The organism is Novosphingobium sp. (assembly GCF_036820275.1).
Taxonomy (GTDB): Bacteria; Pseudomonadota; Alphaproteobacteria; order Sphingomonadales; family Sphingomonadaceae; genus Novosphingobium.
The window spans coordinates 43922-70779 of record NZ_DAISLT010000011.1; the positions used below are offsets into that span (position 1 = coordinate 43922).

Annotated in this window: 29 protein-coding genes; 27 read left to right on the top strand and 2 right to left on the bottom strand. The window is 64.6% G+C overall.

The annotated features are described in order from the left end of the window. Positions 1 to 409 precede the first annotated feature (409 nt). The 20 genes from V7066_RS10895 (at position 410) to V7066_RS10990 (ending at position 15407) form a co-directional block, all read left to right on the top strand. A complete protein-coding gene (locus V7066_RS10895) occupies positions 410 to 1537 on the top strand; it encodes an EscU/YscU/HrcU family type III secretion system export apparatus switch protein (RefSeq protein WP_334183064.1) in 1128 nt (375 codons plus the stop codon). Beyond that, positions 1534 to 1872: a flagellar biosynthetic protein FliO gene (gene fliO / locus V7066_RS10900; protein WP_334183065.1), complete on the top strand. Its 339-nt coding sequence runs from the start codon at positions 1534 to 1536 to the stop codon at positions 1870 to 1872. The genes V7066_RS10895 and fliO overlap by 4 nt, the downstream gene beginning before the upstream one ends. After that, the gene (locus V7066_RS10905; protein WP_334183066.1) at positions 1869 to 2522 is read left to right on the top strand and encodes a hypothetical protein; all 654 of its coding nucleotides are present in this window, start codon (positions 1869 to 1871) and stop codon (positions 2520 to 2522) included. The genes fliO and V7066_RS10905 overlap by 4 nt, the downstream gene beginning before the upstream one ends. Then, positions 2519 to 2818 (top strand): FliM/FliN family flagellar motor C-terminal domain-containing protein, encoded by a 300-nt coding sequence (locus V7066_RS10910; protein WP_334183067.1) that lies wholly within the window; start codon positions 2519 to 2521, stop codon positions 2816 to 2818. Before V7066_RS10905 ends, V7066_RS10910 begins: the two co-directional genes overlap by 4 nt. A gap of 4 nt (positions 2819 to 2822) precedes the next feature. After that, positions 2823 to 3494 carry a type III secretion system export apparatus subunit SctR gene (gene sctR, locus V7066_RS10915; RefSeq protein WP_334183068.1) on the top strand — a complete coding sequence of 224 codons (672 nt, stop codon included), beginning with the start codon at positions 2823 to 2825 and terminating at the stop codon, positions 3492 to 3494. An 11-nt stretch (positions 3495 to 3505) separates the two neighbouring features. Continuing rightward, positions 3506 to 3775, top strand: a complete 270-nt coding sequence (sctS, locus tag V7066_RS10920; RefSeq protein ID WP_334183069.1) for a type III secretion system export apparatus subunit SctS — start codon at positions 3506 to 3508, stop codon at positions 3773 to 3775. Position 3776: 1 nt separating this feature from the next. Next, positions 3777 to 4565 carry a type III secretion system export apparatus subunit SctT gene (gene sctT / locus V7066_RS10925; RefSeq protein ID WP_334183070.1) on the top strand — a complete coding sequence of 263 codons (789 nt, stop codon included), beginning with the start codon at positions 3777 to 3779 and terminating at the stop codon, positions 4563 to 4565. Then, positions 4562 to 4927 (top strand): helix-turn-helix domain-containing protein, encoded by a 366-nt coding sequence (locus V7066_RS10930; RefSeq protein ID WP_334183071.1) that lies wholly within the window; start codon positions 4562 to 4564, stop codon positions 4925 to 4927. Before sctT ends, V7066_RS10930 begins: the two co-directional genes overlap by 4 nt. A 360-nt stretch (positions 4928 to 5287) precedes the next feature. After that, complete coding sequence (locus tag V7066_RS10935) at positions 5288 to 5935, top strand: hypothetical protein (protein WP_334183072.1); 648 nt, start codon at positions 5288 to 5290, stop codon at positions 5933 to 5935. Positions 5936 to 6148: 213 nt separating this feature from the next. Beyond that, positions 6149 to 6466 (top strand): hypothetical protein, encoded by a 318-nt coding sequence (locus tag V7066_RS10940; RefSeq protein WP_334183073.1) that lies wholly within the window; start codon positions 6149 to 6151, stop codon positions 6464 to 6466. Between the two features lie 2 nt (positions 6467 to 6468). After that, complete coding sequence (locus V7066_RS10945; RefSeq protein ID WP_334183074.1) at positions 6469 to 7272, top strand: DUF6683 family protein; 804 nt, start codon at positions 6469 to 6471, stop codon at positions 7270 to 7272. Between the two features lie 109 nt (positions 7273 to 7381). Then, positions 7382 to 7861 (top strand): hypothetical protein, encoded by a 480-nt coding sequence (locus V7066_RS10950; protein ID WP_334183075.1) that lies wholly within the window; start codon positions 7382 to 7384, stop codon positions 7859 to 7861. A gap of 21 nt (positions 7862 to 7882) precedes the next feature. Beyond that, positions 7883 to 8773 (top strand): DUF1521 domain-containing protein, encoded by an 891-nt coding sequence (locus V7066_RS10955; RefSeq protein ID WP_334183076.1) that lies wholly within the window; start codon positions 7883 to 7885, stop codon positions 8771 to 8773. Between the two features lie 67 nt (positions 8774 to 8840). Next, positions 8841 to 10091, top strand: a complete 1251-nt coding sequence (locus tag V7066_RS10960) for a DNA/RNA non-specific endonuclease (RefSeq protein ID WP_334183077.1) — start codon at positions 8841 to 8843, stop codon at positions 10089 to 10091. A 2-nt stretch (positions 10092 to 10093) separates the two neighbouring features. Beyond that, positions 10094 to 10405: a hypothetical protein gene (locus V7066_RS10965; protein WP_334183078.1), complete on the top strand. Its 312-nt coding sequence runs from the start codon at positions 10094 to 10096 to the stop codon at positions 10403 to 10405. 259 nt (positions 10406 to 10664) lie between these two features. Then, on the top strand, positions 10665 to 12107 hold the full coding sequence (locus tag V7066_RS10970) for a hypothetical protein (protein ID WP_334183079.1): 1443 nt from the start codon (positions 10665 to 10667) through the stop codon (positions 12105 to 12107). 11 nt (positions 12108 to 12118) lie between these two features. Further along, on the top strand, positions 12119 to 12574 hold the full coding sequence (locus tag V7066_RS10975) for a hypothetical protein (protein ID WP_334183080.1): 456 nt from the start codon (positions 12119 to 12121) through the stop codon (positions 12572 to 12574). A gap of 4 nt (positions 12575 to 12578) precedes the next feature. Beyond that, complete coding sequence (locus tag V7066_RS10980) at positions 12579 to 13448, top strand: hypothetical protein (protein WP_334183081.1); 870 nt, start codon at positions 12579 to 12581, stop codon at positions 13446 to 13448. Between the two features lie 12 nt (positions 13449 to 13460). Continuing rightward, positions 13461 to 14249 carry an ankyrin repeat domain-containing protein gene (locus V7066_RS10985; protein WP_334183082.1) on the top strand — a complete coding sequence of 263 codons (789 nt, stop codon included), beginning with the start codon at positions 13461 to 13463 and terminating at the stop codon, positions 14247 to 14249. 204 nt (positions 14250 to 14453) lie between these two features. Continuing rightward, a complete protein-coding gene (locus V7066_RS10990) occupies positions 14454 to 15407 on the top strand; it encodes a DUF2167 domain-containing protein (protein WP_334183083.1) in 954 nt (317 codons plus the stop codon). A gap of 149 nt (positions 15408 to 15556) precedes the next feature. Here the strand turns inward: V7066_RS10990 and V7066_RS10995 are convergent, their stop codons facing one another. Then, a complete protein-coding gene (locus V7066_RS10995; protein ID WP_334183084.1) occupies positions 15557 to 17923 on the bottom strand; it encodes a TonB-dependent receptor in 2367 nt (788 codons plus the stop codon). 178 nt (positions 17924 to 18101) lie between these two features. Continuing rightward, positions 18102 to 18425, bottom strand: a complete 324-nt coding sequence (locus V7066_RS11000; RefSeq protein WP_334183085.1) for a hypothetical protein — start codon at positions 18423 to 18425, stop codon at positions 18102 to 18104. A 210-nt stretch (positions 18426 to 18635) separates the two neighbouring features. Between V7066_RS11000 and V7066_RS11005 the strand changes: the two genes are divergently transcribed. The 7 genes from V7066_RS11005 (at position 18636) to V7066_RS11035 (ending at position 26857) form a co-directional block, all read left to right on the top strand. Next, positions 18636 to 19475, top strand: coding sequence for an IclR family transcriptional regulator (locus V7066_RS11005; protein ID WP_334183086.1), 840 nt, complete (start codon positions 18636 to 18638; stop codon positions 19473 to 19475). 121 nt (positions 19476 to 19596) lie between these two features. Continuing rightward, on the top strand, positions 19597 to 21057 hold the full coding sequence (locus tag V7066_RS11010; protein WP_334183087.1) for an aldehyde dehydrogenase family protein: 1461 nt from the start codon (positions 19597 to 19599) through the stop codon (positions 21055 to 21057). A gap of 1 nt (position 21058) precedes the next feature. Next, entirely contained in the window at positions 21059 to 21859 is an 801-nt protein-coding gene (locus tag V7066_RS11015) for an SDR family NAD(P)-dependent oxidoreductase (protein WP_334183088.1), read from the top strand. Between the two features lie 59 nt (positions 21860 to 21918). Next, entirely contained in the window at positions 21919 to 22935 is a 1017-nt protein-coding gene (locus tag V7066_RS11020) for an NADP-dependent oxidoreductase (RefSeq protein WP_334183089.1), read from the top strand. 7 nt (positions 22936 to 22942) lie between these two features. Beyond that, positions 22943 to 23752, top strand: coding sequence for a tyrosine-protein phosphatase (locus V7066_RS11025; protein ID WP_334183090.1), 810 nt, complete (start codon positions 22943 to 22945; stop codon positions 23750 to 23752). A 79-nt stretch (positions 23753 to 23831) separates the two neighbouring features. Continuing rightward, on the top strand, positions 23832 to 25547 hold the full coding sequence (locus V7066_RS11030; protein ID WP_334183091.1) for an MFS transporter: 1716 nt from the start codon (positions 23832 to 23834) through the stop codon (positions 25545 to 25547). A 26-nt stretch (positions 25548 to 25573) separates the two neighbouring features. Then, entirely contained in the window at positions 25574 to 26857 is a 1284-nt protein-coding gene (locus V7066_RS11035; protein WP_334183092.1) for a cytochrome P450, read from the top strand. Position 26858: the final 1 nt, after the last annotated feature.

Here is a 26858-nt window from a genome sequence, read left to right on the forward strand (position 1 = left end):
TTCCGTCATCGTCTGTTATTGCGCACGCGCCGGAACTGGCGCTCTGTAGTCGGAGCGCTTCCTGTCTTGGGATGCGGTGAATTGAAAACCCGCTTTGCGACGAACCGTGCACTCGTCTGGATGAATGCTGAAACGCGTCTGGTTTCTTGCCGTTCGCGCACTGCTCTGTGACGGTGATTTGACGAAACGGTCTGAATTGTTCCTAAGTAACACTCTGACAATGTCTGTAAAAATTTCCGACTCGATTGACTTTGAAGATAATCATAGGGCTATATAAGGGCTCTGGTCGGAGTCGCCCGCTCTTGCTCGAAGTTGTTCCTGGGACTTGTCCTTAGGTGGAACTTCGGGACCATATCCAAGTCATCGTCATTTCATCCTCCTGGCAGAATTGCCGTTGCTGGAGCCTGGAATGGCCGAGAAGAACGACGGTGGTGACAAGACTGAGAAGCCGACGCCCAAGCGTCTGCGCGATGCGCGCAGGAAGGGCGATGTCGCCAAGTCCAAGGATTTCGGAACCGGGATCGGCATGGTCGCCTGGCTGGTGCTCGCCCTCGGCGCGACCGGCTATGTCGGCGGCCGGCTGGCGACGCTGACGCGTGATACGGTGACGCAGGCGGCGCGCGGGGAGTTTCTTCCCTCGCTCGGCGCGCTGGGTGCGGAGGCGGCGTGGCTGACCCTGCTGGCGGCCGGCTTCACGCTGGTGCCTGCCGCGGTGGTCGGCCTTGCGGGCGAGTTCCTTCAGGTCGGCGTGCTTGTCACCACCGAGAAGCTGAAGCCTACGCTCGACAAGCTGAACCCGATGGAAGGGTTCAAGAAGATGTTCAGCCTCGACAGCCTGTTCGAGCTGGGCAAGACGCTGATCAAGGCCGCGCTGATCCTCACCGTGGGGGCCATGGTGATGCTGGGCGCGCAGGATCGCTATGCGGAAATCCTGAATGCGGCCAGCTGGCGGCCGCTGGGCGGCATGGGGCCGGTGGTCGCGGCGGAGGCGCTCGACATGACGCGCTCACTGACGATCCAGCTCATCATGGGGACGATGGCGGTGTTCCTGGTCGTCGGCCTGGCGGACCGGGTGTGGGCGCATCACCGCTACATCAAGAAGATGATGATGAGCCGCCGCGACATCAAGCAGGAGCACAAGGACAACGAAGGCGACCCGCACCTGAAGGGACAGCGTCGCCAGATGCACGAGGAATGGGCCAACCAGAACGCGGTCGGCGCGGCGGGGGCGGCCAATGTCCTGCTTACCAACCCGACACACCTTGCGATCGCGCTCGACTACGATCCCGATGCCTGCCCGGTCCCGGTCATCACTGCGAAGGGGGAGGGGCCGCTCGCCGCCGCGATGCGTCGCAGGGCGGAAGAGGAAGGCGTGCCGATCGTGCGGAACGTGCCGCTGGCGCGTACCATCTTCGCGACTGCGGGCGTCAACGAACTGGTGCCGCCCGATCACTTCGACGCCATCGCCGAAATCATCCTGTGGGCGCGCCGCGCGCGTGCCGGGCAGGCGCCGCTTGAGCGGGAGGATATTGCATGAGTTTCGGAGCCGTTTTTTCCAGCCTGCTGGCCGTAGTGCTGGCGCTGGTCGTGGTGCTCGGCCTTGCCTGGGCGGCGATCAGGCTGCTGCGCCGCTGGCAGGACCGCTTCCAGCAGGGCGTCGAGAGCGCGGGGCAGCCGATCCGCTTCCTGCGCGCGATGCCGGTGGGGCAAAGCGAGCGCGTGGTGCTGATCGAGGCGCAGGGCGAAGTCATGCTGGTGGGCGTGACGCCGGGCGGCATCAGCCTCCTTGCACGCTGGCCCGAGGGGCAGGAGGGGCCGGTATCATTCGACAATCGGCCCGTTGAAAACCGAGAGGCCGGATCGTGGAAATGACGGGATTGCCGCAGATCGCTCCGCTGGAGGCGGAGACGCGGACTGAACTGCTGGCGGCGCTCAACGGCTGCGTCCTGAAGGACGGCGTCATGGGCGCGGCCATCGTGGCTGGGCCGCCCGCCGGGCTGGCGTGGTTCGGTTGCCGGGGCGGGACGGCCTTCGCGCTCGACCTGCTCGATGGGACGCCGCTGCGTCTCGCGGCGTCGGACACCGGCCGCGCGGGAGAAGCGCTAGATGCGGCGGAGCCCGCCTTGCGCGCGGTGGAAACGGCGCTTGGCATCGAGCTTGAGCCTGAGGCACTCGGCGATGACGCGCCGGATGGAGCAGACTGGATCGTGCGCGTGTCCGCGCCGCCGGGGCTGGTTCTCTACCTGGCCTTGCCACGCGACCTTGCGCTGAGACCCGTGCCCGCGCCTTTTGCACCGGTCCTGCTGCATCACGTGCCGCTGCCGGTCACGCTGGCGCTCGCAGGCCCCCGTGTCGCCCCGATCGACGCCGCCGACCTTGGCCCCGGCGATCTCGTCCTGCTCGGTTCCGGGCCGCTGTCCGCCACGCTCGACGTGCCGGGCCGCGCCCGTGTTCAGGGGCATTTCGACCCCGCCTTGCGCCGCTTCCATCCCGTGACTGCCCAGCAGGAGCCCGCCCGATGACCGACACCATCGCAGCCGAACCCGAAGGCATGCCCCAAGGCATTCCCGAAGCCAGGCCCGAAGCCGCCCCCTCCAATGCGACCGGCAGCTTCACCGTCCAGCTCCACGTCGAACTGGAGCGCATGGACATACCGCTCGGCCGCCTTCAGGCATTGAGCCAGGGAGCGGTGCTGCCGCTGGAGGCAGGGGAGGGGCCGATCCCGGTGCGCCTGCTCGTCGGCTCGCGCCAGATCGCGCGGGGCACGCTGGTGTCCGTGGGGCCGGGCTACGGCGTGCTGATCGGCGGGGCGGAGTGAGCCGATGGATCTTTCCAGCTTCACCCCCAGTTCCGCCCTCGTCACCGTCGTCCTCATCGCGTTGGCGCCGTTCTTCGCGGTCATGGTGACGAGTTTCACCAAGATCGTCGTCGTCCTCAGCCTCGTACGCAATGCGCTAGGCCTGCAGCAGGTGCCGCCGAACATCGTGCTCAACGGACTGGCGCTGATCCTGTCGGTCTATGTGATGTACCCGACGATCCAGAACATGCAGGCGGCCGCCGCCAAGCCCGACAGCGCCGCCGTCGCGCCCGTCGATGCGGGCGGCAACGCCACCCTATTCGCCGCGGCGGACAAGGCCAAGGAGCCGCTGCGCACGTTCCTGCTCGAACACAGCGATCCGGGCGAGCGCTCGTTCTTCCAGCGCACCCAGGCGCGCGTCGCCAGGAAGGCAGGCACTGTCCCTGCCGCCGCCAGCGACTTCGTGGTCATCATCCCCGCCTTCGTGGTGAAGGAACTGACCATGGCGTTCCAGATCGGCTTCCTGATCTTCCTGCCGTTTCTGGTGATCGACCTCGTCATATCGAACATCCTGCTGGCGATGGGCATGATGATGCTGTCCCCCGTGACGATATCGCTGCCCTTCAAGCTGCTGCTTTTCGTGCTGGTCGACGGCTGGGTGAACCTCAGCCACGGGCTCGTGCTGAGCTACCTTTAGGAGGGCGGCAGATGGCGCACGATATCGTCGGCATCACCACCGAGGCGCTCTGGCTGGTGCTGCTGCTGTCCGCCCCGCCGATCATTGCGGCCTCGGTGACGGGGCTGGTGGTGTCGATACTTCAGGCGGCCACGCAGCTTCAGGCACAGACGCTGCAATATACGCTGAAGTTCTTCGCGATCGTGCTGACGCTGTTCATCACCGCCTCCCTGCTGGGCAGCACGCTCTACCAGTTCGCGCACCAGATCTTCACGCAGTTCCCTGGCATGGTGCGGGCCTGAGATGGACGCGGATCAGGGAACATGGCTGAGCCAGCTGCTGCTTGTCGGGCTGTCGTCCGCGCGGTTCGGCTTCGCTTTCGTGCTGGTACCGATCTTCGGGCATGAGGCGATCCCGCCGATGGTGCGCAACAGCGTGATCGTCACGCTGGGGTGGGCGGCCTATTCGATGCAGCCCGCGATCGACCCGGCGGCGCTGGGCGCCTTCGCCTGGGTGCGGCTGCTGTTCAAGGAAGCCGCGACCGGCCTTGTCATCGGCTTCTTCTTCGGCACGATCCTGTGGGCTATGGAGGCGGCGGGCGAAGTGATCGACGCCAAGATCGGCGCTACCATCGGCCAGCTGACCGAGCCGCTGGGCGGCAATTCCACGTCGCTCAACGGCGCGCTGCTGGGCCGTCTGGCGAACGTGGTCTTCGCCAGCGCGGGCGGCATCCTGCTGCTGGTGAGCACAGTGATGGGCAGCTTCGCGCTCTGGCCGATGACCGCCGACTGGCCGACCCTGAACGCCGCCGAACTCGTCGTGTTCGAGAACGAGTTCGGCAGGCTGGTGGCGCTGCTGACGCTGTTCGCCGCGCCGGTGCTGGTGTTCCTCTACGTGATCGACGCCAGCCTTGGCCTGCTCAACCGTTTCGCGCAGCAACTGAACGTCTTTTCGTTGTCGCTGTCGATCAAGAACTGGGCGGCCACGCTGCTGCTCATCATGCTGCTGCCGGTTTTCGCGCAGGCCGTCATCAGTGATCTCGGCACCCGCGCGGGTCTTGTCGAGCATGTCATCGCAGGCATGGCGCGATGAACGATATGCACCCCGTGCCACAGGTCGACATCGACGAGGAAGCCCGCCTGCGCGAACTGATGCGCCTTCTGCGCAAGGCTGACGAAAAAGCGGGCGAAGACCATACGCTCGGCGAATTCCGCATTCCCGCCGCCCGCATCCCGCAGCGCCATGCCGAGGGGATGGCCGCGCTCACCAAGACCGAGATCGCGGTGCTGCGCTTCCTGGGCTGGGGCCGCGCCAACGCCGACATCGCCACGTTGCTGGCGATCAGCGAGAACACCGTGCGCGTACACCTCAACAACATGTGCAACAAGCTCGAACTCGACGGCGTGCGGCAGTTGAACGCCTTTGCGGGACTGCTGTTCTACCCCGTGAATTAGGTCGTAAACTCATAAATGGCAGCATCGAGGCGCCCGTCATCCGGGCGTCCTGAAGGGATTTGACCAAAATGGCCCAGCGCCGCGTCGGCAGGTCTTGAAATATCGACATATTCCTTCGCCCTGCCTCCTTGCGCTGAGCCATTTTGCCTCAAACCTCGATGCTGCCATTTATGAGTTTACGACCTAAGCGAAACGACTAGGCGACTAGTCGGATCGGGGAGGGAGAGCGGCGGCAAGCTGTGGTCTAGTCCTCTCAGCCGGACGGAAACGTCGGCCACGAGATCCCAGGAGCAAACCCCAAAGCGAACTTGGCCCGCCCGCTTTCAACGTGTCCGGGCGCGTCGACAGAGGAGACGTCAAATGTCTATCGGAAGCATCTTTTCCAGCATCGCCAATCCCTCCAGCCTCGCCATGTTGGCGATGGGGCCGACCGGTTGGGCCGCGCTTGCCGCCAAGACGCTGATGTCGTCGTTCGGCCAGCAGTTCATCCAGCAGTTCGGCCAGCAGCTGGGCCTGCCGCAGCCGATGATCGACATGGCGCAGGCGAGCTTCGCCGGTTCGATGGGTGACTTCCAGAACGTCTACGCCAACCTCGACGAAGCCATCGCCGGCGTCGGCGCGCAGTTCGGCTCCAGCCCGGCTGAAATCGGCGCCGCCCAGTCACAGGGCCGCGACGCCATCGACAACCTGATCTCCTCGATGAACGACCGCGTCCGCGAAGAGAGCGACGAGATCGGCGGCGGTTCGACCAGCGGCAAGGGCAGCCTGCTCATGAAGATCGCGGTCGCCCTCGGCAAGCTGCTCGACCAGAAGATGACCGACATGGCCGACCGCACCGACGAGATCGGCCAGCTGGGCACCATCGACGAGGGCAACCAGTCGAAGCTCGGCCAGCTGACCGGCGAACTTCAGGGCCTTGGCCAGGAAGTGAACATGCTGTCGAACGCACTGAGCAACACCATCAAGTCGATCGGCGAAGCGAACACCACGCTGGCACGCAAGGGCTGATCGCCGGGTACTACTGTCTGGCAACGTCATTCCCATGGCGAACACGGACCGGAGCGCGGAAATCCCGCGCTCCGGTTTCACTTTGTCCCGGCGATGGCTCCGGTTGCCGAGAACTTTTTCAAAGCTTCCGGAATCGCATGTAAAACTCTGATGACGGCATTGAATTCGTTCCGAATCTTTTGTGACTTCAAGATGACGAGAAGGAGAGCCAAGATGATCCGCAGAACTCTGCTGGCATGGGCCGGTCTGACTTGTGCAGAACTTGCTCTGGCAGGTGCTACTCCCGCGGCGGCGCAGATGCCGTCCACCTTCAATCCGAACATGGTGAGCGGGACGATGAATCCCGTGGTCAACAACCAGTGCTCGGGCAACCGTTGCACCAGGAAGCGCGCTCCGGCGCAGCGTCAGGGCACGGCCAGCGCGGCCAACTCACGCGCCACTTGCGCCCATGCACGGACCATCACCCCCAAGCCGTCGGAGAAGGCGCGACTGGCGCGGTTGCTGGCGCTGTGCGAGCAGGGCGGCTACTGAGGATGCGACATTCATCGCGCGTCGCCTTGGCGGCGCTGTCGTGTGCCGTTGCACTTCCCTATTCGGCCAGTGCGCTGGATATCGGCGGCGTCTTCGACATGGGCGTGATGACCGGGACTGCGGCGATGGACCCCGTCATCGAACAGAGCCGCGAGAGGGCGATCCGACAGGGGGAGGGCGACCCGCTGCCCGGACGCGGCGGCTCGCGCTCGCTCACGGCGGGGCTGGCGAGCGCTTTCAGCGCCGATGTCGCGAGAGGCACTGCGTCGTCGGCCCCCGTCGATGAGACGGCGCTGGTCTATCGACCCTCGGCATCGGTGCGCAAGGCCAACTTCGCGCGCTTCGTCGAGAAGTCGCGCGCCGCCGATCCGGACGGTGCGGCCAAGCTTGCGGAGCTGTTCCGCTCCACCGACGTCATGGGGCTGGCGCAGCAATGGATGCAGCCTTACGGCCTTTCCACAAGCAACGTCGCCGATGCTGCGGCCGTCTACCTTACGTCGGCGTGGCTGGCGACGCGCGGCAGCGCGGACGATCCGGAGCCCGCACATATGAGCGCGGTGCGCGACCAGATGGCCTCCGCCATTGTCGCCGCTCCCGAATTCCGCTCGGCCACCGATGCGCAGAAGCAGGAACTGGCGGAAGCGATGATCGTCCAGGCCATTCTCGTTTCGCAATACGTCGAAGTCGCCAAGAAGCGGCCCGACCTGATGGGCGCGGTGCAGGGCGCCGTCGCGGAAGGCGCGAGCAACACCTTCGGCTTTGATCTGCGCTCCCTGCAACTGAGCGAACGCGGCCTGCGTCCATGATGCCTCGCGCCTAGTCGATCCGACTAAGGCGCATAGTCGGATCGCGCAACGATCTCCCGGTCTTCCTGTGGTCTTATGCTCCCGACACACGGAGCAACGGACCACCGGAATGACCATCAATCCCCTCTCATCCGCATCGGGTACGCTGTCGTCGCTGTCGGGCGTTTCGCCCACGGTCGGCGCGGTGGCGGCGGCGGGTGCGCGCTCGCTGGCGCTGGGCGTCGCGAGCGAGGTGGGCGGATACCTGCTCGCCCCCCTGTCCGGCCCGGTAGTCACCGGACGGGGCGCCCCCCCGTTGACCTCCTCACCTTTGACCTCCTCCCCGGCGGCTTACGGGATCGAGGCGCTTGCCGAAGCGATCGGTCAGGCCATCGGGGCAAGCCCGCTGGACGTGGTCGGTCTCGAACGGGCGCTGGGCGAACTCGCCACCGCAGTCGCCGTCGATGTCGCCGCGCTGGCTGACGGACGCACGCTGGACCGGCTGGACACCGCGCTCTGCGCGCTCGGCCCCGACGAAGGGCCTGCAACGCCCACCCATGTTTCCGACCGCATTCACACCCTCGCGAACCTGCTCGCCGAGGCCCGCTAACTTGCCGAAAGGACCGATGGGATGACCGACATTCTCTTCAGTGCGAACTCTTCCGCGAATGCCAATGCCCAGCTCAATGCCGCTGGTGCGCTCAGCCGTGCGGTGGAAGGCATGACCATGATGCTCGGCGCCGGGATCGTCGGCATGTATTCCGCGCGCCTTCCCTCCGGCCCCTGGGCGACGCCCGCGCTGCCCAGCTTCGTCAACGTGACCGCCGGCACCTGGGCGCAGGGCGCATTTCAGCCCGCGCAACAGTGGAACGCGCAGATGCAGGGCCAGGACCGGGCGGCGATCGACCTGGGTGACGGCTACACCCTCGACATCAACGAGAACGCGTCCGAAGTCGTCATCACCAACGCCAACACCGGCGAAACCACCCGCATCTGGGGCGATCCGCACGTCGATGTCGATGGTCAGCACGTCTACGACTTCTGGGGTACGACGACCTTCACGCTCGAAAACGGCACCAAGATCACCATCAACACCGAGGCGGCGGCGAACAATCCGAACGTCTATTATGCCGAGACGCTGACCATCACCAAGGGCGATCAGGCGATCGTCGTCGACGGTGTCAGCGAACTGACGAAGGGCGATCTGTCCGTCACGATGTCGAACAACGGTCGTGCGCTGGATTACATGACGCGCGACGGCTTCGTGCTGAACGAGAACGCGACCGGTTCGGGCTGGCGCTCGGAACTGACTGGCGAAGTCGCGACCCAGGCCGACCTCAACCTGACGCGCCCCGGCGAGATCTATGGTCCGGGTAGCATGATGCCCAGCTTCGGCGAACTGAGCCATGTGTTCTCGACTTTCCTGTTCTTCGGCGTCGTCGACAGCATGATCGAGACCGTCAGCGATGGGTTCAGCCCCGCCGCCCGTCCGTTTGCGAACATGTTCGCGGCCGAGGCTTAAGCCACTTCCTGTCCGGGGCGCCCCCTCCGATACGGCCCCGGACCCTTCCAGTACGGCGAGGTTCGCAATGACTTCTGTAGCGGAAAACACTGGTGCCGGTTCGATCACCTCCCGCTCCGGCACCGAGGCGGCGACGCTCGCCGGGCAGCACGGCGGGCTCGGCAATCTGGACATGGCGGCCCTTGCGCAGGACGTGACAGCCCGGCAGCAGCAGGATCCGCAAGGAGCCGCGCTCGCCCTCGCCGAACTGGAAGGCATGATGACGCCGGTTCAGCGCGGTGAACTGGCCGCCGCGCTGGACATCGCGGCCAACGACAATAGCGCGCCGCCCACTTCGCAGGGGCCTGACCCGGTGCAGCTCGGCCTCGACCTCACGCAGATGGGGCTTGATATCGTCGGCATCTTCGAGCCGACGCCCTTTGCTGATGGCAGCAATGCGCTGATTTCCGTGGGCCGCTCGATCGGCTCCGCGTTCTCGGGCGAGTGGGGCGATGCGGGTGGGCACCTGCTCAACGCCGGGCTTTCCACCGCCGGGATCCTGCCCGGCCTCGGCGATCTGGCCAAGGCAGGCAAGATCGGCAAGTGGGCGCAGACGGTGGCAGACAGCGTCAGTGCCATCGCCCACAACCCCGCCCTGCGTGAGACACTGGAGCCGGGGCTGCGCACCATCGCCGATGCGGTGGACAAGATCCCGCAGTCCGCGCTCGATGCTCTCCCTGCCGATGCCAAGGCTTCGCTGGAAAGCATGAAGCGCCAGCTGGATGAGTTCTTCTCTCCTTCCGCGCCGCCCGCGTCCGTGGTGGACGATGCGGCGGCGGCAGTGGTCAAGCGCGATCAGGTGGTCGCGGACGGGGGCACCACCGGCAACTGGTCCCCCGAGCTCAACGCCCGCAACCTCAAGCCGGACACCGATTATCTGGTCAACGGCTATACCTACAAGACCGACGATGCAGGCCGCGTGACCACCGTGGAAGGCTCGCTCAACCTCAATACGGCGGATCGCAACGGCTATCAGCAGCGCGTTTCCGGCCGCGACGATCGTCTGCCGGACGACCAGGGCGGCCACCTGATCGCCTCGATCTTCAACGGTCCGGGCGACCGGGTGAACCTCGTCCCCATGGACGGCAACTTCAACATGGGCGCGTGGAAGACGCTGGAGAACACGTTCGCCGATGCGCTGGGAAGCGGCAAGACGGTGGACGTGAACATCGACGTCATCTACAATGGCGCCAGCGGTCGCCCGGATGCCTTCGTCGTCGACTATGTCATTGACGGTGTTCCGGAAACCAAGACCTTTATGAACCGTCCCGGGGGATGATCGTGGACCTGACGCCTTCGTACCAGACCCTTGCCACCGAGATCATCCAGCATTGTCCGCCCGGTTTTGCCAGCGCACGGCTGAGCGGTGCGCTGGAGGATGGCGACGTCGCTACCGTGCAGTTGGAATGCCGGAAGGCGGACGGCGCGGTGGAGCGTCCGCGCATCCGGGGAATGCACGCCTTCACGATATCCAGCGCGTTGTTCGAACTGCAAAAGCAGATGCAAAAGCCCGGCCATTCGCCGTGGAACCGCTGCACCTTCTCTCTGTTCCCTGACGGAAAGTTCAAGTTCGACGTCGAATACGACGACTGAGCCTGCCGCGGAGGAGATTGTCGCGCGGGTTCGGAGCGGTCCTGCGCGACAGGATCTCCGGCGAGGAGGTGGAGCGTTTTGAAAACGCGGCGCAGACGGTAGAGGTCATCCTCAAGCGCCGTCTGGTGCGCTGAGGACGGCTTCCACCGCCTGCGCCTAATCGAAAAGACTAGTCCGCTAATCGGATCGCGCAGTGGCATTGCGGCTTGCCTGGGCCATCGTCCGGGGCAATCGTGAAGCAGTGCAGAGAGAGGCCGTCATGACCGATCCCGTCCAGAACGCCACCCAGACCATCCACAACCGGATGGAGACGGGCTTCCTCAACCCCATCACCAATGCCGACATCAAGGACGTGGTGCGCGAGATCAGCGCGCTTCCAGCCGCCGATGCCGACAAGGTGGTGGACGCGCTGGCGGCCGACGGCACGCTGGACCGCGTCGCGGCGGAGATCATGGACGGCTCCATCCTCGGCCTCGGCGGGCTGAGCGGGGACGAGCGGCAGGCGTTCTTCGCCGACATGGCAGGCAAGCTCGACGGCGACAGCCTGGGCGCGCTGAGCGACGCCTTCGTCCGGACCGACGATCGTTCGGGCGGCTTCACCCCGGTCACCGAACTCGGCTCGGCGATCGCGACTCATGCCGGGCCGCAGGCGAAGCTGGATTACCTGTCCGCCATCACTTCGGGCATCGAGGCCGGGCATCAGTCCGACTACGGCTTCGGCTATAGCAGCACCACGTTCGCCGACGCCGAGGCCAGTGCTGCCGGTGAAGTTCTCGGCAGCCTGCGCGGCGCCAACGCCGAAGAAGGCTTCAACCGCGTGGGCAGCCACTTGTCCGACGTGCTCAGCTCGTCCGTCGACGGGCAGATGACGACGATGGCGACCTATCCGGGCGGCTCCACGTCGATGACGTGGAACGCCAACCAGTTCGAGGCGATCATGGGCGCGGCGGCGACCATGTCCGATGCCGATCTCAAGGCGCAGATCTTCGACGCTGGGGTCGGCACCCTGCGCTCGGTGCGGGATACGAACGGGGTGATCGGCGGCCTCACGGTGGTGGGCAAGGACGACACGCTCGGCCAGATGACGAACGGGCTGGCCAAGATCGTCGACAGCGACACCACCGGCGTCATGCGCGAACTCACCTTCAACGCCGCGACGCGTGACGGCAGCGATTTTGCGGCTTATGCCAAGGAAATGCTGAACCAGGGCCGCGAGGCGGACCTTGGCGAGCAGATGGCGCGGCTTCAGATGGGCAACGACATGAACGAGAACCCGGTCGAGCGGCTCGCCCGCACCGAAATCGTTCCCAACAGTGACGGCCAGTCGCGGCTGCCCAACGCCGCCTCGCTCGGCTACTTCGTGGGCGGGGTGGCCGCCGGCGTGAAGGCGATCGATGTCGACGTGGCGAAGCAGCAGGCGATGACGACCGCCGTGCTCAAGTCGGTCCTGACCGTCGTGGACAAGGCCAAGGTTGGCGGACCGGCGGCGGCGGCGGTGGGCACGGCGGCCAGCGTCGCCAAGGAGTGGGTGCAGTTCGGCGTCAACGCGGCGATCACCAACCCCCATGCCGACGCCGCGACGACGCTTGCCCACGCCGCGCTCCCGGTCGATCCCGCTACGAAGGAAACCGGCGTCGGCTCTGCGGTGACGAGCGACTTCGAGGACGCGCTGTCCTTCACCAGCCAGTTCGCTAAGCCCTGATGCGCGCCGCGATGGCCAGTCTCCTCATGCTGGGCGCGCTTGCGGGCTGCGACGAGAAGCTGCCCGTGGTCGGCGTCGATGGCGGTGCGGGGGCGCAGCCGCAGCTTCCCGCGATCCTCCTGTCACACGACGATCCGCCGATCGGCAGCGCGCTCAACCATCGCGTGGTGCGCGCATCGCGCGATGTCGCGGTACGGCTGGAGCCGCGCTGGGGCGCATTGCAGCCCCGCATCATGACCATCGCGCCCGATAGCCGCGCGCGTCTCGGCGAAGAACTGCGCAAGGGGATGCCGCCGGGCTGGACCGCCGAACCCGTGGAGGGCTTGGCTCCGGATGGCGCGCAACTTTATGCATTCTCCTCGGGCAAGGCGTTCTTCGGCGCGTTGGTCGTTGATCCGCAGGAAGCGCCGGTCATCCCGGTGGTGATCCTGCGCAACCGGGCGCTGCTCGACAGGGTGAAGGGATAAGCCGATGCGGATCGACCAGAACACGGCCATGGCCGCCGCCAACTCCGCCAACGCCATTGCGGGTCGCGGCACCGGCGCGGGGGGCGTCACCCCTTTCGAGCTGCTGCGCGCCGATCCATTGCGTGCCCAGCCGCTGACGCTGATTGCCGCGAACGATCCGGGCACTGCCGCATCGAGCGGCGACTTGCGCGGGCAGGCGCTGTTGGCACAGGACGTCTACAACGATGTTGCGCAGCCGCCCGAAGGCTACCGCGTGGCCGATGCGGCGGACCTGCAAGTGCTTGGCCTGTCGCCCGCGCTGCTGGGGCAGGGAGAGTTCCGCGCCCGCGTCTACGCGACAGGCGAGGGCGCTTCGACCGAATACACCATCGCTTTTCGCGGATCGCAGAGCGCGGCGGACTGGGTGAACAACGCGCAGCAGGGGCTGGGCTTCGATTCCGCCCACTATCGCGCCGCGCTGGCGATCGGTGAGCGCATCGCCCGGTCCGACGCGGCGGAGCAGGTGCGTTTCACCGGCCATTCGCTGGGCGGAGGACTGGCATCGGCGGCGGCGATCGCGTCGGGCCGACCGGCGGACACCTTCAACGCGGCGGGCCTGCACGACGACACGATCGCCGATGCCCGCGCGATCCATGCCGCTGCCGCGTCACCGACTGAGGCGCAGGTGGACAGCTGGCAGGTCCAGGGCGAGATCCTGTCGTTGATACAGGACGGCGGGGACCGGCTGATAAGCCCGTTCCTCGACTTGCCCGAGGCTTATGGAAACCGTCATGTCATCGACGCGGTCGCGCCGGAGGGGACGGGTTTCATCGGCAGCTTCAATCCGGTTTCGCGCCATGGTATCGACTGGGTGCTGAGCAGCTTGCCGAACTGAGGAATGGCGCGATTGCAGGATCTTGCGCTGTTCGTCATGGCGGTGCTGGCAGGAGCCTGCTCACAGCACCCGGATGGTCACGAAGGACAATCGCACGTCATGTTACCCGATCCCGCAAAGGTCCGTCGCTCGGTGAATCATGGCGGCGCCGGACAGGCGCTGGCCGACGCCGTGTTCGAAGGTGACGTATCGCAAGTGCGGCGCATCCTTGCCGCCGATCCGGCCCTGCGCGACACCCATGTCCCGCCGGTCGCCTATCCCGATTTTGCGCCTGACGGTCAGTTCGGCGACTTGCTGACTTTCGCGGTCAGTCGGGGCGATGCGGCGATGGTGGAGGTGCTGCTCGATGCCGGGCTTTCCCCGGACGGCGCGATTGCGGGCAGGGCGCTGGACCTTGCGATCGAGCTTGACCATCTGGCGCTGGCCGAACGCCTGCTGCGCGCCGGGGCACGGGCCGATCCGGTGGCTGCGGATGCGGCAATCGTCCCGCTGCTCACCGCCGCGCGGCACGGCAATGTCGAAGCGGCCCGCGTGCTGCTGCGGCACGGTGCGGATGCCCAATGGCGGGACAGCAGCGGCGTTTCGATGTTGCAGACCGCCGTGGACATGGATTCGATGCAGGTTGCCGAAGCAATGATCGAAGCGGGCGCCGATCCTTGGCAGGCGGACAGTAACGGGACCACGCCCGCGCGCGGCATCTCCCAGGAACTGCATCTGACCTCCGTGCCAGAGGAACAGGCGCGCCGCCGCCTGATCGCGCGGATCCGCCGTGCCGACAGGCCCTGGCCTCCGCGCGGCTGATCCCGCCGCCTATCTGGCCGATCCAAAAGCTGACCTTCCAGCGGATGCCTCACCATGACGAATTAGGCCAATTCGGTTTCCTGATGCGACAAGCGCTTCTCTGGTAACGCGGTAGAGGGCGCAGCGGCGCCCACCCAGTCTCATTCGGCGTTGACGCTCGTTGTCGATGGCTTTTATGTCATTGTGTAAACGTGGGATTTCAAAATGCGAAAATTGATGATGGCCGCGGCTCTCGCGGGCCTTTTCGTTACCGGCTCGCTTGCGGTGGCGCAGGATCGGACGACGGAAGTGCCGCCTGCGGTTGCGGCAGCGTTGAAGGCGTTGCATCCGCAGCAGGGGAAAATCCGGGTCGCCGAGGCCAATGCCACGCTCGATCTTGGCTCCGCCTATGACTTCTACGGCCCGGCGGATGCCCGTCGGATTCTCGTCGACATATGGGGGAATCCGGCGCGATCCGCCGATGGTGTGCTGGGGATCGTGATGCCCGCCGGCGCTTCGCCGTTCAGTGATTCCTGGGGGGCAGTCGTATCGTACGACCCCAGCGGTTTCGTGTCCGACGAGGACGCGGCGGATGTGGACTATGCCGAAATCTTGAACCAGATGCAGGAAGGCGAGGGCGAGCGTAACGAGCAGCGCAAGTCCGAAGGCTATCCCGCCATGCATCTGGCAGGCTGGGCGGAACAGCCCAAATACGACGCGGGCACCCATTCGGTGGTCTGGGCGCAGGATCTCGACATCGCGCAGCAATCTGTCCACTCGCTAAACTATGATGTGCGAACGCTGGGCCGCAAGGGCGTGCTCAGCCTCAACCTCATCTCGTCGATGGACAAGCTTGGCGAAGTACGCGGCGCGGCGAAGGCCTTTGCCGAACATGCCTCGTTCGACGCAGGTTCGCGCTACGAGGATTTCGACGCCTCGTCCGACAAGAAGGCCGAATATGGCATCGGCGGGCTGATCGCGGCTGGCGTGGGCGTGGCCGCAGCCAAGAAGCTGGGCCTACTGGCCATCCTGCTCAAGTTCCTGAAGCCGCTGATCGTCGCGGTGATCGCAGCTTTCGCTGTTCTCCGCCAGAAGATCGCGCGCTTGCTCGGACTCGGAAAGAAGCGTGAGGACACATCGCTTCAGTCGTTCGAAACGACAGAGGAAAGCAAAGACTGAGCTTTGGAAAGGCCGGGTCGATGCGGGTAATATTCGCATTGACCCGGTCAGATCGGTTCCGCGATTGGTTGCCGGAAGATACGAGCTGGCAAGCAATTTGTTCATTCTGAAATGCTTCGGGGAGTGCAGCCTGGCGCGTGACGCCCGGTTCAGGACCCGAATGCCACGCGAAGGCGAAGCCCGTACATCCGAGGCTGGCCGTACTGGAGCGACACGAAACCACCGCTCGTTTCCATGTCGTTGACCGCAACGGCGTAGCGTTCATTCGTAATGTTGGTCGCAAAAAGCGACAGATCTACAGGACTGCCGGCAACCTGCCGCCAGTTCAGATTGAGATTGAGCAGATCATAGGATGGCAGTGTTCCGTAGTTCGTGCTGAATATGACCTGCTCGTCGACATAGCTGTATGTGGCCGCCACGGACATCGTCCCGAAGCGCTCGGGCACGGGGAGAGTGTAGGTTCCGGTCAGCGAAAGCTTGTTCTTGGGGGTGTAGGGCGCCGGCTGGCCGGGATTGATTGGAATGAAGCCGTCGTAGGGGCTCTCCGGCGGGAATGTCGGCGTGACCGTCGAGCGCAGCTTGGCGTCGATATAGGCATAGCTTGCGTCCAGGCGGAGCCCTGCGATGGGGCCAATTCCGGCTTCCACTTCCACGCCCTGCAGGCGAGATTGGCCTATGTTGACTATTGCATTGTTAGGGGGCGCAGAGCCGCGCGCGGGTGACGACGTTAAGCCCAATGCGATCTGCTGGTTCGACAAGTCGTTGTAGAACCCCGCGATGTTCAGATTGCCGGGCGCGGCACCGTGCCAGCTTGCTTTCATGCCGATTTCGTAAGCATCGACCTTCTCGGGCTCATAGGTCGTGAAGCCGCCGGCCGCGAGCGGGTTGACGCTTCCCTGGCGATAGCCGCGCGCGTACTTGCCATAAATGAGGATGTTATCGGAAGGCGTATAGTCGAGGCCCAGCAACCATGTCGGGGCGTTGCTCTTCTGGACGGGGCGGTCGAGGCATTGGGTGATACTGGTGATTGGCGGATTGCCCGGGGGGCGCAAGGTGGGATTGGCGCAGCGACCGGTCGGGGCTGCGCCCGCCGGGAAGAGATACTGGGCATTGATCGCCTGCGCGCGCGAGGTGTCCCAGGTGTAGCGCAAACCGCCGGTCACGTTCCACTGATCGCTCAGCCGGTAGGACGCCTGACCGTAAAGCGCGTGGTTGTGGAAGGAGGCCCGGAACTTCTGGATGGTCAGCGATCCCGTTCCGCCGGGGAAATTCGTGCACTGGAATGCAAAACGGTCCTCGCAGATCAATCGTGTGGCGGCATAGACGGTATTGTCTCCCAGAGGATCGCTGCGTTCCATGTAGGCACCGACTTGCCAGTCGAGCTTGCCTTCCATCGCTCGTCCCTGGACCTGGAGTTCCTCCGTGAAGTTCTCCTGGTCTGCGAGCGAACCGTTCGGCGGGGTAAAGGACGTGTTGAACGCGCCGTGGGCGCCGGTCAGCGCACCGCCTGCCACGACGGCGCCGGTACGCGGGTTGGTCTGGGAGGCCGGAACGATTGCGTCGACTCCGAAGAAATCGGAACGAATCCGGTTGTAGAACTGCGAGTAACTGGCGATATTCTTGATGGTGATCTGATCGTTCAGTTGCCAGGTCGTGGTGTTGATGGCCTGCCATTGTCTCATCAGGCTGAGCGGATCGTCAATCGCTGACTGGACTGCGAACTTGTCTTGACCCTGCCGCCGCGCGATCTGGTCGCAGATCGGAGCGCCCTGCGGGAATACTGCGCTGTTGCAAACGGTGACCTGGGGGATCTGGCCATTCGTGCGGGAGTGTAGGTAGGACGCGATCGTGTAGTTCTCGATGCTCGGCGTCAGATCCACGACCAGACTTGCGCGCAGGGCCCAATAATCGAGATCACCGAAGTCGCCCGGGCCGATGCCCGAGATGTTCTTCAGGAAGCCGTCACGAATCTGGCGGTCGACGCCGATGCGCAGCCTCGCCTGGTCGCCGAGCGGTGTGTTGACCACGGCCTGGAGCCGGCGCAAGTCGTAGTTGCCGATTGATCCTTCGACATATCCCTCGAACAGGTCGCTGGGCTTGCGGGGAACCAGAAGGACCGCGCCGCCGGTCGTATTGCGGCCGAACAGGGTTCCCTGCGGCCCTTTGAGAACCTGGACATTCTGAAGATCGAAGAAGGAGCCGGGGCCTGCTCCGTCACCGCTACCGATCGAAGCGGTGCCGCCGCGCGGCGCGACGACGTCTGCAAAGTAGATGCCGACGGAGGCCGTGGTGCGCGATTCCTGGGAAAAGCCCCTGATGGCGAAGCTGGCGTTGTCCGTGCCGAAGCGGCTGTTGGCGCTGAGGGACGGGGTGTAGAGGGCAAGGTCGTTCCCGCTGTTCACATTGCGGTCGTCGAGTTGATGCTGGTCGAAAACCGTCATGGAGATCGGCACGTCCTGCAGGCGCTCCTCGACGCGCCGGGCGGTGACGATGATGTCACCCGTTTCCTGAGCCAAGGCGGGAGTCCACCCGATTAACGCGGTCGCAGAGACGCAAGCCCGCAACGCGGACGCCTTTGTCATGGTCATACCCTCTCCATCCGATGAAAGGCCCGGCAGGGCCGCCGGTGTTCCGGCTCTTTTGCACTTCCACTTTAGGGCGCGGGCCGTCCTGCTCGACGCACCCTCGACGTGTTCAGTCGTCGCCGCTGATCTGTATGGCCCAGATATGGGCGGAGCGGTCGCGATCCATGCTGGGATCGGCCGGGCCGACCTCGGTCGCCAATCGCTTCGAGACGGCGGCCAGATCGTCGGTCTCGATCTCATAGGCGGTGATGTAGGGCCACGCCTCCATGCCGGGCAGGTTGCCCCGGACGACATGATAGCGCCGTGCGCTCGTCACCGCGTCGATCTTCCGGAAATCCGGCATATGCACATCTTCATACCAGCGGTTGCAACGCTCCTCGTCGCCTTCGCCGCCGGTCGGCCCATTGAGGGCAAGCATGAGATATTTCGCCAAAGCGCTCTCCCTATCGCTTGGGGCCTTCAACATTTCTGATTCTATCGTTTGAAGGTCTTGCTGTGACTATCAGTTAGAATCATGTGTCGCAATAGCGAATATAATGTCGAAATGTGGATCGGCATTTATCGACCCGACGCCTGCCTGCCTCTTGACCCATGACAGTTGCGCCCCCTAAATCCGGAGAATTCGAAATACTGAACAGGCTGTATGACTCGTACATCTCCCAGCGTGGCGCGCGTGGTGGCCATTCTCAACTTCATGGCCGAACATCCGGGTGAAGCTTTCACGCTCACCGATTTCGTCCGGGGATTGAAGCTCAGCCGTGCCACCTGCCACGCCCTGCTGACGAGCCTTGTCGAAGCGAACTACCTCTATCGGACAACCGACAAGAGCTACGTGCTGGGGCCTGCGCTTGTGGCGATCGGGCGTGTGGCGGACGAGTATCTGTCCCCCGTGCGGATAGCCCTGCCGGAAATGCGTTTGCTTGCAGACGAGTACGATGCCGTCTGCGCTGCCGTGTTTCGGGAGGGGAATGAGATCGTCGTGCGGGAGCGGGCTGCCTCGCGCTCGAACCTCGGCTGGTCCGTGCCGCGCGGAACCCATCTGCCGCTGAAACCGCCGGCGGGTACGAATTGGGTGAGCTGGTCGCCGCAGGAAGACGCGGACGCTTTCATCGATGCCACGTTGCCCGGCGTATCGGATGAGTATCGTGCCGAATTGCATGCCGGCATCCGACTCAGCCGTGACCTCGGGTTTCAGATCATCCTGCACACCGCCGACGCAAAGCGCGGGTCGATCGGTTGGCTGTTCGACGAGCCGGACGCAGTATCGGGCATTCGAGTGGCCACGACCCTGGAAGAGGGGGAGGACTATCCTCTCGCATCACTGGCCGCGCCGGTCTTCGACGCCCGCAAGCAGATCGCCTTTGTGCTAGTGCTGAGCGGCATTGCCGGTTCTTTCAACGGCAGCCAGATCCTGGCGATGGGGCGCCGCCTCCGCAGCGCCGCTGATCGCCTCACCGATTTCATGGCTGGCCGTCAGGCCTGATCGGCCGCCCATTCGGGCTTAGTTTGAATTCACTCTTTCTCAGCGTGGTTGACGCGCGGGGAAAAATGCGCCTATTTACAAATATCGAATAATAGTTCGAAATTGCGAATAGGCGAGAGGCATGAGCGAAGGGTTTGTCGATGGGCGGTTCGTCGCGGGATGCGGCACGCCTTTCCCGGTCGAAGATCCGTCTACGGGCGAAGTCATCGCTACGCCGACGGGTCTCTCTCTGGAGCAGGTTGCAGAAGCGATAGCGGCGGCGCGGCGTGCCTATGACGGGCCGGGCTGGAGCGAACTCGCCATGGGTGCGCGGCTGTCAATCTTGCGCGATTTTGCCGCTTCCCTGGAAAAGCGCGCGGACAGGATCGTCGATCTCATCACCCGAGAGGCCGGTTGCCCGCGATTTACGCCTTCGATGCGAAGCCAGGTGCAGACCCCTCTTGCGCAGGCGGGGCAGATATTGGACCTCGTTCAATCACTGCCGGAATGCGAGGATAATCCCCTCCCGATCAGCGAGCGGATCAATCCCATGGGGCAGGCTTACCAGAGCCTGCGCCGCTATTCGCCGATCGGCGTGGTGGCAGCCATCGCAGCCTATAACTTTCCCTTCCTTACCGCGCTCTGGAAGGTCATGCCCGCGCTTGCGGTCGGCAACACCGTTGTCTTGCGTCCAAGCCCGCTCACCCCCTTGTCGGCCGTGGTGTTTGGAGAGGCGGCGCTGGAAGCGGGCCTGCCTCACGGCGTGCTGAACATCGTGACGGAAGGGGGTGTCGAGGGCGCGCAATTGCTCACCACCCACCAGCACGTCGATATGGTCGCATTCACCGGTTCGACGGCCGTCGGCGTAATGGTCGCGCAGCAGGCGGCCCCGACGATGAAGCGGCTTCAGCTCGAATTGGGTGGGAAGTCGGCGCAGATATTCCTGCCGGATGCGCTTGAGAAGGTCGTGCCGGTCATGGTCGGCGCCTGTACCGCGCACGCCGGGCAAGGGTGCGCGCTGGGAACGCGCATCTTCGTTCCGGAGGCGGAGAAGGCGGCCATAGCCGAGCGGATACGGTCTGCCTTCGCCCAGATCCGGATCGGTGCGGCGGAAGATCCCCAGACGCAGTTGGGACCTGTCGTCTCGGCCGCGCAGCGTGCGCGCTGCGAGCATTTCGTCCAGGCCGCGCTCGATGCCGGTGCCACGCTGATCACCGGGGGCAGCCGTCCCGCTGGACTGGCTGACAAGGGCTACTACTTCGAACCCACCGTGCTGGATATCGCCGATAACCGGAATCCGGCTGCGCAGGAGGAAATCTTCGGGCCGGTCGTTTGCCTGATCGGTTACCGGGATTTCGACCATGCCGTCGCGATGGCAAACGATTCCGCCTACGGCCTTTCGGGCTATGTTTTTGGGGCGGACCGGCGTCAGGCGCTCGATGTGGCCCTCCGGATCAAGAGCGGCACCGTGAACGTCAACGGCGCGATGATGAGCAGCTACGTGTCGGCCGGCGGCCAGCGAATGAGCGGCATCGGGCGCGAGCGCGGCGTGGAAGGGATCCGCCTTTACCAGCAACTCAGCTGCATCAACATGGGGGCCTGACATGAAAGGTTTGGTAGACGGGAAGGTGGCCGTCATCACCGGGGCAGGGTCCGGGGTCGGACAGGCCGCGTCTCTCCTGTTTGCGCGCCATGGTGCACGCGTGGTGGCCGCGGACATCGATGCCGCCCGGGCCGATGAAACCGCGGCGCTGATCGCGGCGGAAGGCGGGGAAGCCCGTGCCGCGCGGTGCGATGTCGCGGACGAGACAGAGGTCGAGCGCCTGATCGCATTCGCGGTGGCCCACTATGGCCGGCTCGACATTCTCTACAACAATGCCGGCATCACGGTCATGGGGGCGCCGGGGGAAGGGCCGAAGCGGCTGACGACGACCTCCGCCGAGGAAATCTGCGCGGTGCAGGCCGTGAACGTCAACGGCGTGCTGTACGGGTGCAAGGCGGCGATCACGGCATTTGAGCAGCAGGGCGGCGGAGGCGTCATCGTGAACACCGCTTCGATCGCCGGTCTGATCGGCTATGGCGGCGTCGCTTATGGGGCGACGAAGGGCGCTGTCGTCGGCCTTACGCGGACGCTGGCGATGGAAGTGGCCGGCAAGGCGATCCGGATCAATTCCGTTTGTCCTGCCGGAATGCCGACGCGGTATGGCGGAATGGACATGGGCGGGCCCAATGCGGAGAAGGTCCGCCAGGGCATGAGCGCGGCTCATCCTCTGGGGCGGCCCATAGATCCCATGGACTGTGCGAATGCCGCGCTTTTTCTGGCCTCGGATCTGGCTGCCAACATAACCGGCGTCAACCTGCCGGTCGACGGCGGCCTTTCGGCCGGCGTGCCGCTGCGCAGGTGAGGAAGGTTGATCGCCTCGATCGCTGCGAGGAGCGACCGGAATGCATGGAGGGAGAGCCGATGAAGCAGATCGTACTGCGCGCCTATCCGCAGGGCGCGCCGAGAGCCGAAGATTTCGCCGTCGAAACCCTGGCCATTCCAGAGCCCTCGGCGGGAGAAGTCCTGCTGAAGACCTATTGGCTTTCGCTGGATCCGCTCATCCGCTTCGCTCTGGACGAACAGCGGCTTACCGGACGCGCGCAGGTGCGTCCCGGTGAAGTCGTTTATGGCGGAGCCGTCTCGCGGGTCGAGGCGTCGAATGCTGCCGGTTGGACGGTGGGGGACTGGGTAGAGGGGCGGATCGGGTGGCGCGAATATGCCGCGATCGATCCGCAGCTCGTACCTCTGCGCAAGCTGGATTGTCAGGCCGCGCCGCCTTCCGCTGCCTTGGGGCTGCTCGGCATGCCCGGGCAGACTGCCCATGCCTGCATGATCGAAATCGGCAGGGTCAAGGCGGGCGAGACGGTCGTCATATCGGCGGCTGCTGGCGCCGTCGGCAGCATTGCCGGCCAGATCGGCAAGATATTGGGCGCCCGGGTGATCGGTATCGCTGGCGGCGAAGCCAAATGCCGGGCGGTGGAAGCCCTCGGCTTCGATGCCTGTGTCGACTACAAGTCCCCCGATTTCCCGCAGAAACTGAAGGCGCACTGCGACGGCGGCATCGACGTCTATATCGAAAATGTCGGCGGTCCTGTAACCGACGCCGTGCTGCCTTTGCTGAAATACCAGGCCCGGATGCCGGTATGCGGCTTCATCGCCTACTATGGTATCGGCCTGGAGGGCCCCGGTCCCGATCGCCTCCCGGGGTTCATGCGTACCATCATGTCGAAAGGGCTGGAGGTCCGAGGCTTCGGCGGGGCCCTTACGGCTGGGCCTGAGGCACTCGAAGACCTTGCCGGATGGTACAGGGAAGGGCGGATCAAACTGACCGAAGCCGTGGTCGAAGGCCTTGAGCAGGCGCCCGCCGCATTCGCGGGCATATTCAGCGGCAACAGCCATGTCGGCAAGCTGGTGGTGCGGGTCGCCGATGACCAGTGATGGGCCGGTGAGGGGGCAGACCCTTGGTTCGCATGCCGGTCCGCGTGTCATTCGGCTCGATGGTGCCCGCAATTTCCGCGATCTCGGCGGCTATACAGGACTGGACGGCCGTCCGGTGCGTCATGGCCTGCTCTATCGCTCGGGAAGTCTTGGCGGACTGACTTCAGTGGGCCGGCAGAGTCTTCGCTCTCTGGGCATTTGCAGCCTCTGCGATCTGCGCACTTCGCAGGAGCGCGCTTCTGCTCCGGTCGATTGGTACTCCGCCTTGGGCCTGCGCTATTGGTCGCGAGATTATGAGACGAGCTTTGGCGAACTGCGACGTCTCATGACCTCGGACCTGCCGGATGTGGAAAGCGCCCGAGCCGCCATGATCGAGGGGTATCGGCGCCTGCCGTTCGAGCAGGCCCCGGCCTACCGGGAACTGTTCCGGCAGCTCCATGAAGGGTCTTTGCCGCTGGTGTTCAACTGTTCGGCGGGCAAGGACCGCGCCGGGACCGCAGCTGCAATCATTCTCCTGGCCCTGGGTGTTTCCCGCGAGCAGATCATGGCCGATTTCGCCGCGACCGATGTTGTCGGAGGGCTGGAAGGGCTGGTCCTACAATCCAGGGCGCAAGGTGGCGTACTGGGGCGACAGCCGGAGGCTGTAATCCGGGCGATCCTGAGCGCCGACCCTGCTTATCTAGGCGCGGCGCTCGATCGGATCGCCCCGGATCCGGAGTGTTTTCGCGGCTACCTTGAAGCGCAACTCGGCGTGGACAGCGCGCGCTTGGCCACGGTTCGAGACCGTTTGCTGGCCCGGCAAGGGGACTTCGGTTGACTCAATTATTCTATATATAGATAATATATTCGCCATATAGAATTATAAGCATGGCGATTTGCGTGACGGGAGAGCAGGCATGTCGAGATCATCGGGAGAAGTTGAACCTTCCCTGGCACTGTCAGGCCTTGGCGGCGGGGGCACCGCAGGGGCCATGCCGTTGGCTGGCGCGGAAGCGGCGCGCGCGTCCAGGTCGGCCGAGACGGAACAGGCGGCAACCACCAGGTCCGCGAGTGAAGAACGTATCCGGCCTCATGCCTATTACGTTCTCATTGTCCTGACTTTGGCAGGGTTGCTGAATTTCCTCGATCGATTGATTCTGTCCATTCTGGCGCAGAGCATCAAGGTCGATCTCCAACTGACCGATGCGCAATTGGGCTTTCTTCTCGGGACCGGGTTTGCCGTTTTCTACTCGGTCGTCGGGATCGCGATGGGGCGGATCGCCGATGTCCTCAGTCGCACGCGCCTGATGGCGACGGGTCTCGTCACCTGGTCGATCATGACCGCCGCCGGGGCAGGCGCGACCAGTTTCGCGGGGCTGGGCGCGGCCCGGATCGGTGTCGGCGTGGGTGAGGCCACGGCGAACCCCTGTTCGCATGCCTTGATCTCGGACTACTTTCCGGCTCGAAATCGCGCAGCCGCCTTGGGCACTTATGTAGCGGGCGCCTATCTCGGCGGCGCCGCGGCCTTGGTGCTGGGAGGCTATATTCTCCAGCATTGGCCGACCATGTGCAGCAGCGTTCCGGGCGCGTTCGCATGCGGCATCAAGGGATGGCAGGCTGCACTGCTGATCGTCGGCCTGCCCGGACTGCCGCTGGCGGTGCTGGTGGCGAACCTGCGGGAACCGGCTCGCCCCGGCAAGGAAGTGATCACGCTGCCACGCTTGCTGATCCGCGAGTTCGGGGCGGCCATTCCGCCGTTCACTCTGATCAGTCTTTATCGAACCGGCAATACAGCGGCCCTCCGCGCCAATCTGGCCTTGATCCTCCTTCTGGCGGCATTGGCAACGGCCCTGATCCTGATGACCGGAGACGCGGCGCAGTGGAGTGCGATTGCACTGGGCGCCTATGCGATCGTCAGCTGGGGTCAGGCGCAGAAGGCACGGGACCTGCCGTTCTATCGGCTCACCTTCGGCTGTCCGACATATGTCCTTGCCATGTTGGGCGGCGCTTTGGTTGCGTGCTCCACGGGAGCGGTCAGCGCCTGGACCGCGGCTTACGCGATCCGGATACTCGGCATGTCGCCCGCTTTGGCGGGCGGCACCCTGGGACTCAGCATGGCGGCGACCTCGGCGGTAGGCGTGATCGGTGGCGGCTGGATCGCGGATCGCTGGAAGCAGCATGATCGGCGTGCGCCCGTCTGGATTGCGGCGATCAGTGCGATCGGTACGTTGCCGGCACTGGCGATCATGCTGCGAGCGTCCAGCGCCGCTGATTTTCTACCGGGTTTTGCTCTGTTTGCGCTGTTTTCCGCAGGCTGGGCGGGCGCTTTCGCGGCCATGATCCAGGACCTGGTGCTGCCGCGCATGCGGGGCGGGGCAGCTTCGGCTTTCGCCCTGGTCAACATCGTGATTTCCGCCGGTGCCGGGCCCTACTGGGTTGGAAAAGTCAGCACGACGACGGGATCGCTCGCCAAGGGCATGATCAGCGTCCAGCTACTCGTCCCCCTGGCGCTGGTTCTTCTGTATCTGGCGGCGCGCAGGCTTCGCCATGAAACGCCCGCGGCCCGTGCCGCGCGGGCTCAGGCTGCGGGAGAGCCGTCCGCCGACCTGAGGCCGATCCCCTTCAATGCCTGAGCACAGCAATTAGCAGGAGGTTTGCAATGGCCGATGTTCTGACGCGCGATGATCCGCTTTACGAAGAACTCTACGATGTCCGCCGCGAAGCGATGGAAATGGGAAATCTGATCGAGGAGGACGTCAATCCCAAGCTGGCTGAGCTGCGGGCACACGGATCTGTCCATAAGGGCTCCCTGCGCTCTTTGCTGGGATTGCCCGAAGTGAAGCGGCACAAGGTCGGTCTCGACAGGCAGAGCTACACGGTACTGGGCTTTGCAGAGTGCGAAACTGCGTTTCGTGAAAACGGCAGATACTCCTCCCATATCATTCATCACCCCAACCCCACCGACGAACAGCTCATGGGGATCCTGGAGATGGATGGTCTGCAGCATCTGGCCTATCGCAAGACACTCCAGCCGATGTTCATCAAGCCGCGCACACTTACCTGGTGGCGGCAGCGCTGGATCAACGACATTGTCGAGACGCTTATAGAGCGTCTGAAGCATCAGGATCGCGCCGAGCTCAATCTGGAATACTGCGCGCGGGTTCCCGTCCATACGGTGACGCGGGCCATCGGTCTCGAAGGCGATGACGCCCTCGTGTTCCGTCAGGCACTGATGCGCAGCAGCGAAATCAGCCAAATCGCGCCCGAGGTACGGGCCGCGGCGTCCGAAACGGTGTGGCGCATGCTGGCGGAACTCATCGGCTGCCGCCGCGAGGTGCCGGGTGACGATGTCGTGTCCAAGCTGATCGAGGCAACGGTGCAATTGCCCGACGGAACCGAACGTCCACTGAGCGACCGCGAGATCGCGATCAACAGCCGGCTCGTCATGGTTGCCGGCGGAGGCACCTCCTGGCGCCAGTTCGGCATCACGCTCTGGGCGCTGCTAAGCCGCCGCGAACAGCTTGAGGCGGTAAAGGCCGACCGTTCGCTCGTGGACGCGGCAATCGAGGAATCGGTGCGCTGGAATGTTACCGCACCGGTTTTCAGCCGCCTGGTCACCGAGGACGTCGAACTGGGAGGGGTCGCCATACCGGAGGGCTCCGTTGTCGAACTCTGCACCGGGGCGGCCAATCGCGATCCGTCGCGCTGGGACAATCCCGATGACTATGACCTGCACCGCGCAGCAAAGCCGCATCTGGGCTTCGGTATCGGCCAGCATCAATGCCTGGGCATGAATGTCGCGCGCAGCGAGATCAACGTCGGGATCAATGCGCTTCTGGACGCCTTTCCGGATCTGCGCCTCGATCCTGAAGCGCCTGCGCCTTTCCTGACCGGAGGGCTGGAGCAGCGCGGTATCTCGGCTCTTCCCGTCCTGCTGCGCTGAT

Bases quoted from the DNA above. Each gene is read 5' to 3' on its own strand.
- V7066_RS10895 (WP_334183064.1), top strand. From the start codon at position 410: ATGGCCGAGAAGAACGACGGTGGTGACAAGACTGAGAAGCCGACGCCC.
- fliO (WP_334183065.1), top strand. From the start codon at position 1,534: ATGAGTTTCGGAGCCGTTTTTTCCAGCCTGCTGGCCGTAGTGCTGGCG.
- V7066_RS10905 (WP_334183066.1), top strand. From the start codon at position 1,869: ATGACGGGATTGCCGCAGATCGCTCCGCTGGAGGCGGAGACGCGGACT.
- V7066_RS10910 (WP_334183067.1), top strand. From the start codon at position 2,519: ATGACCGACACCATCGCAGCCGAACCCGAAGGCATGCCCCAAGGCATT.
- sctR (WP_334183068.1), top strand. From the start codon at position 2,823: ATGGATCTTTCCAGCTTCACCCCCAGTTCCGCCCTCGTCACCGTCGTC.
- sctS (WP_334183069.1), top strand. From the start codon at position 3,506: ATGGCGCACGATATCGTCGGCATCACCACCGAGGCGCTCTGGCTGGTG.
- sctT (WP_334183070.1), top strand. From the start codon at position 3,777: ATGGACGCGGATCAGGGAACATGGCTGAGCCAGCTGCTGCTTGTCGGG.
- V7066_RS10930 (WP_334183071.1), top strand. From the start codon at position 4,562: ATGAACGATATGCACCCCGTGCCACAGGTCGACATCGACGAGGAAGCC.
- V7066_RS10935 (WP_334183072.1), top strand. From the start codon at position 5,288: ATGTCTATCGGAAGCATCTTTTCCAGCATCGCCAATCCCTCCAGCCTC.
- V7066_RS10940 (WP_334183073.1), top strand. From the start codon at position 6,149: ATGATCCGCAGAACTCTGCTGGCATGGGCCGGTCTGACTTGTGCAGAA.
- V7066_RS10945 (WP_334183074.1), top strand. From the start codon at position 6,469: ATGCGACATTCATCGCGCGTCGCCTTGGCGGCGCTGTCGTGTGCCGTT.
- V7066_RS10950 (WP_334183075.1), top strand. From the start codon at position 7,382: ATGACCATCAATCCCCTCTCATCCGCATCGGGTACGCTGTCGTCGCTG.
- V7066_RS10955 (WP_334183076.1), top strand. From the start codon at position 7,883: ATGACCGACATTCTCTTCAGTGCGAACTCTTCCGCGAATGCCAATGCC.
- V7066_RS10960 (WP_334183077.1), top strand. From the start codon at position 8,841: ATGACTTCTGTAGCGGAAAACACTGGTGCCGGTTCGATCACCTCCCGC.
- V7066_RS10970 (WP_334183079.1), top strand. From the start codon at position 10,665: ATGACCGATCCCGTCCAGAACGCCACCCAGACCATCCACAACCGGATG.
- V7066_RS10975 (WP_334183080.1), top strand. From the start codon at position 12,119: ATGGCCAGTCTCCTCATGCTGGGCGCGCTTGCGGGCTGCGACGAGAAG.
- V7066_RS10980 (WP_334183081.1), top strand. From the start codon at position 12,579: ATGCGGATCGACCAGAACACGGCCATGGCCGCCGCCAACTCCGCCAAC.
- V7066_RS10990 (WP_334183083.1), top strand. From the start codon at position 14,454: ATGCGAAAATTGATGATGGCCGCGGCTCTCGCGGGCCTTTTCGTTACC.
- V7066_RS11005 (WP_334183086.1), top strand. From the start codon at position 18,636: ATGACTCGTACATCTCCCAGCGTGGCGCGCGTGGTGGCCATTCTCAAC.
- V7066_RS11010 (WP_334183087.1), top strand. From the start codon at position 19,597: ATGAGCGAAGGGTTTGTCGATGGGCGGTTCGTCGCGGGATGCGGCACG.
- V7066_RS11015 (WP_334183088.1), top strand. From the start codon at position 21,059: ATGAAAGGTTTGGTAGACGGGAAGGTGGCCGTCATCACCGGGGCAGGG.
- V7066_RS11020 (WP_334183089.1), top strand. From the start codon at position 21,919: ATGAAGCAGATCGTACTGCGCGCCTATCCGCAGGGCGCGCCGAGAGCC.
- V7066_RS11030 (WP_334183091.1), top strand. From the start codon at position 23,832: ATGTCGAGATCATCGGGAGAAGTTGAACCTTCCCTGGCACTGTCAGGC.
- V7066_RS11035 (WP_334183092.1), top strand. From the start codon at position 25,574: ATGGCCGATGTTCTGACGCGCGATGATCCGCTTTACGAAGAACTCTAC.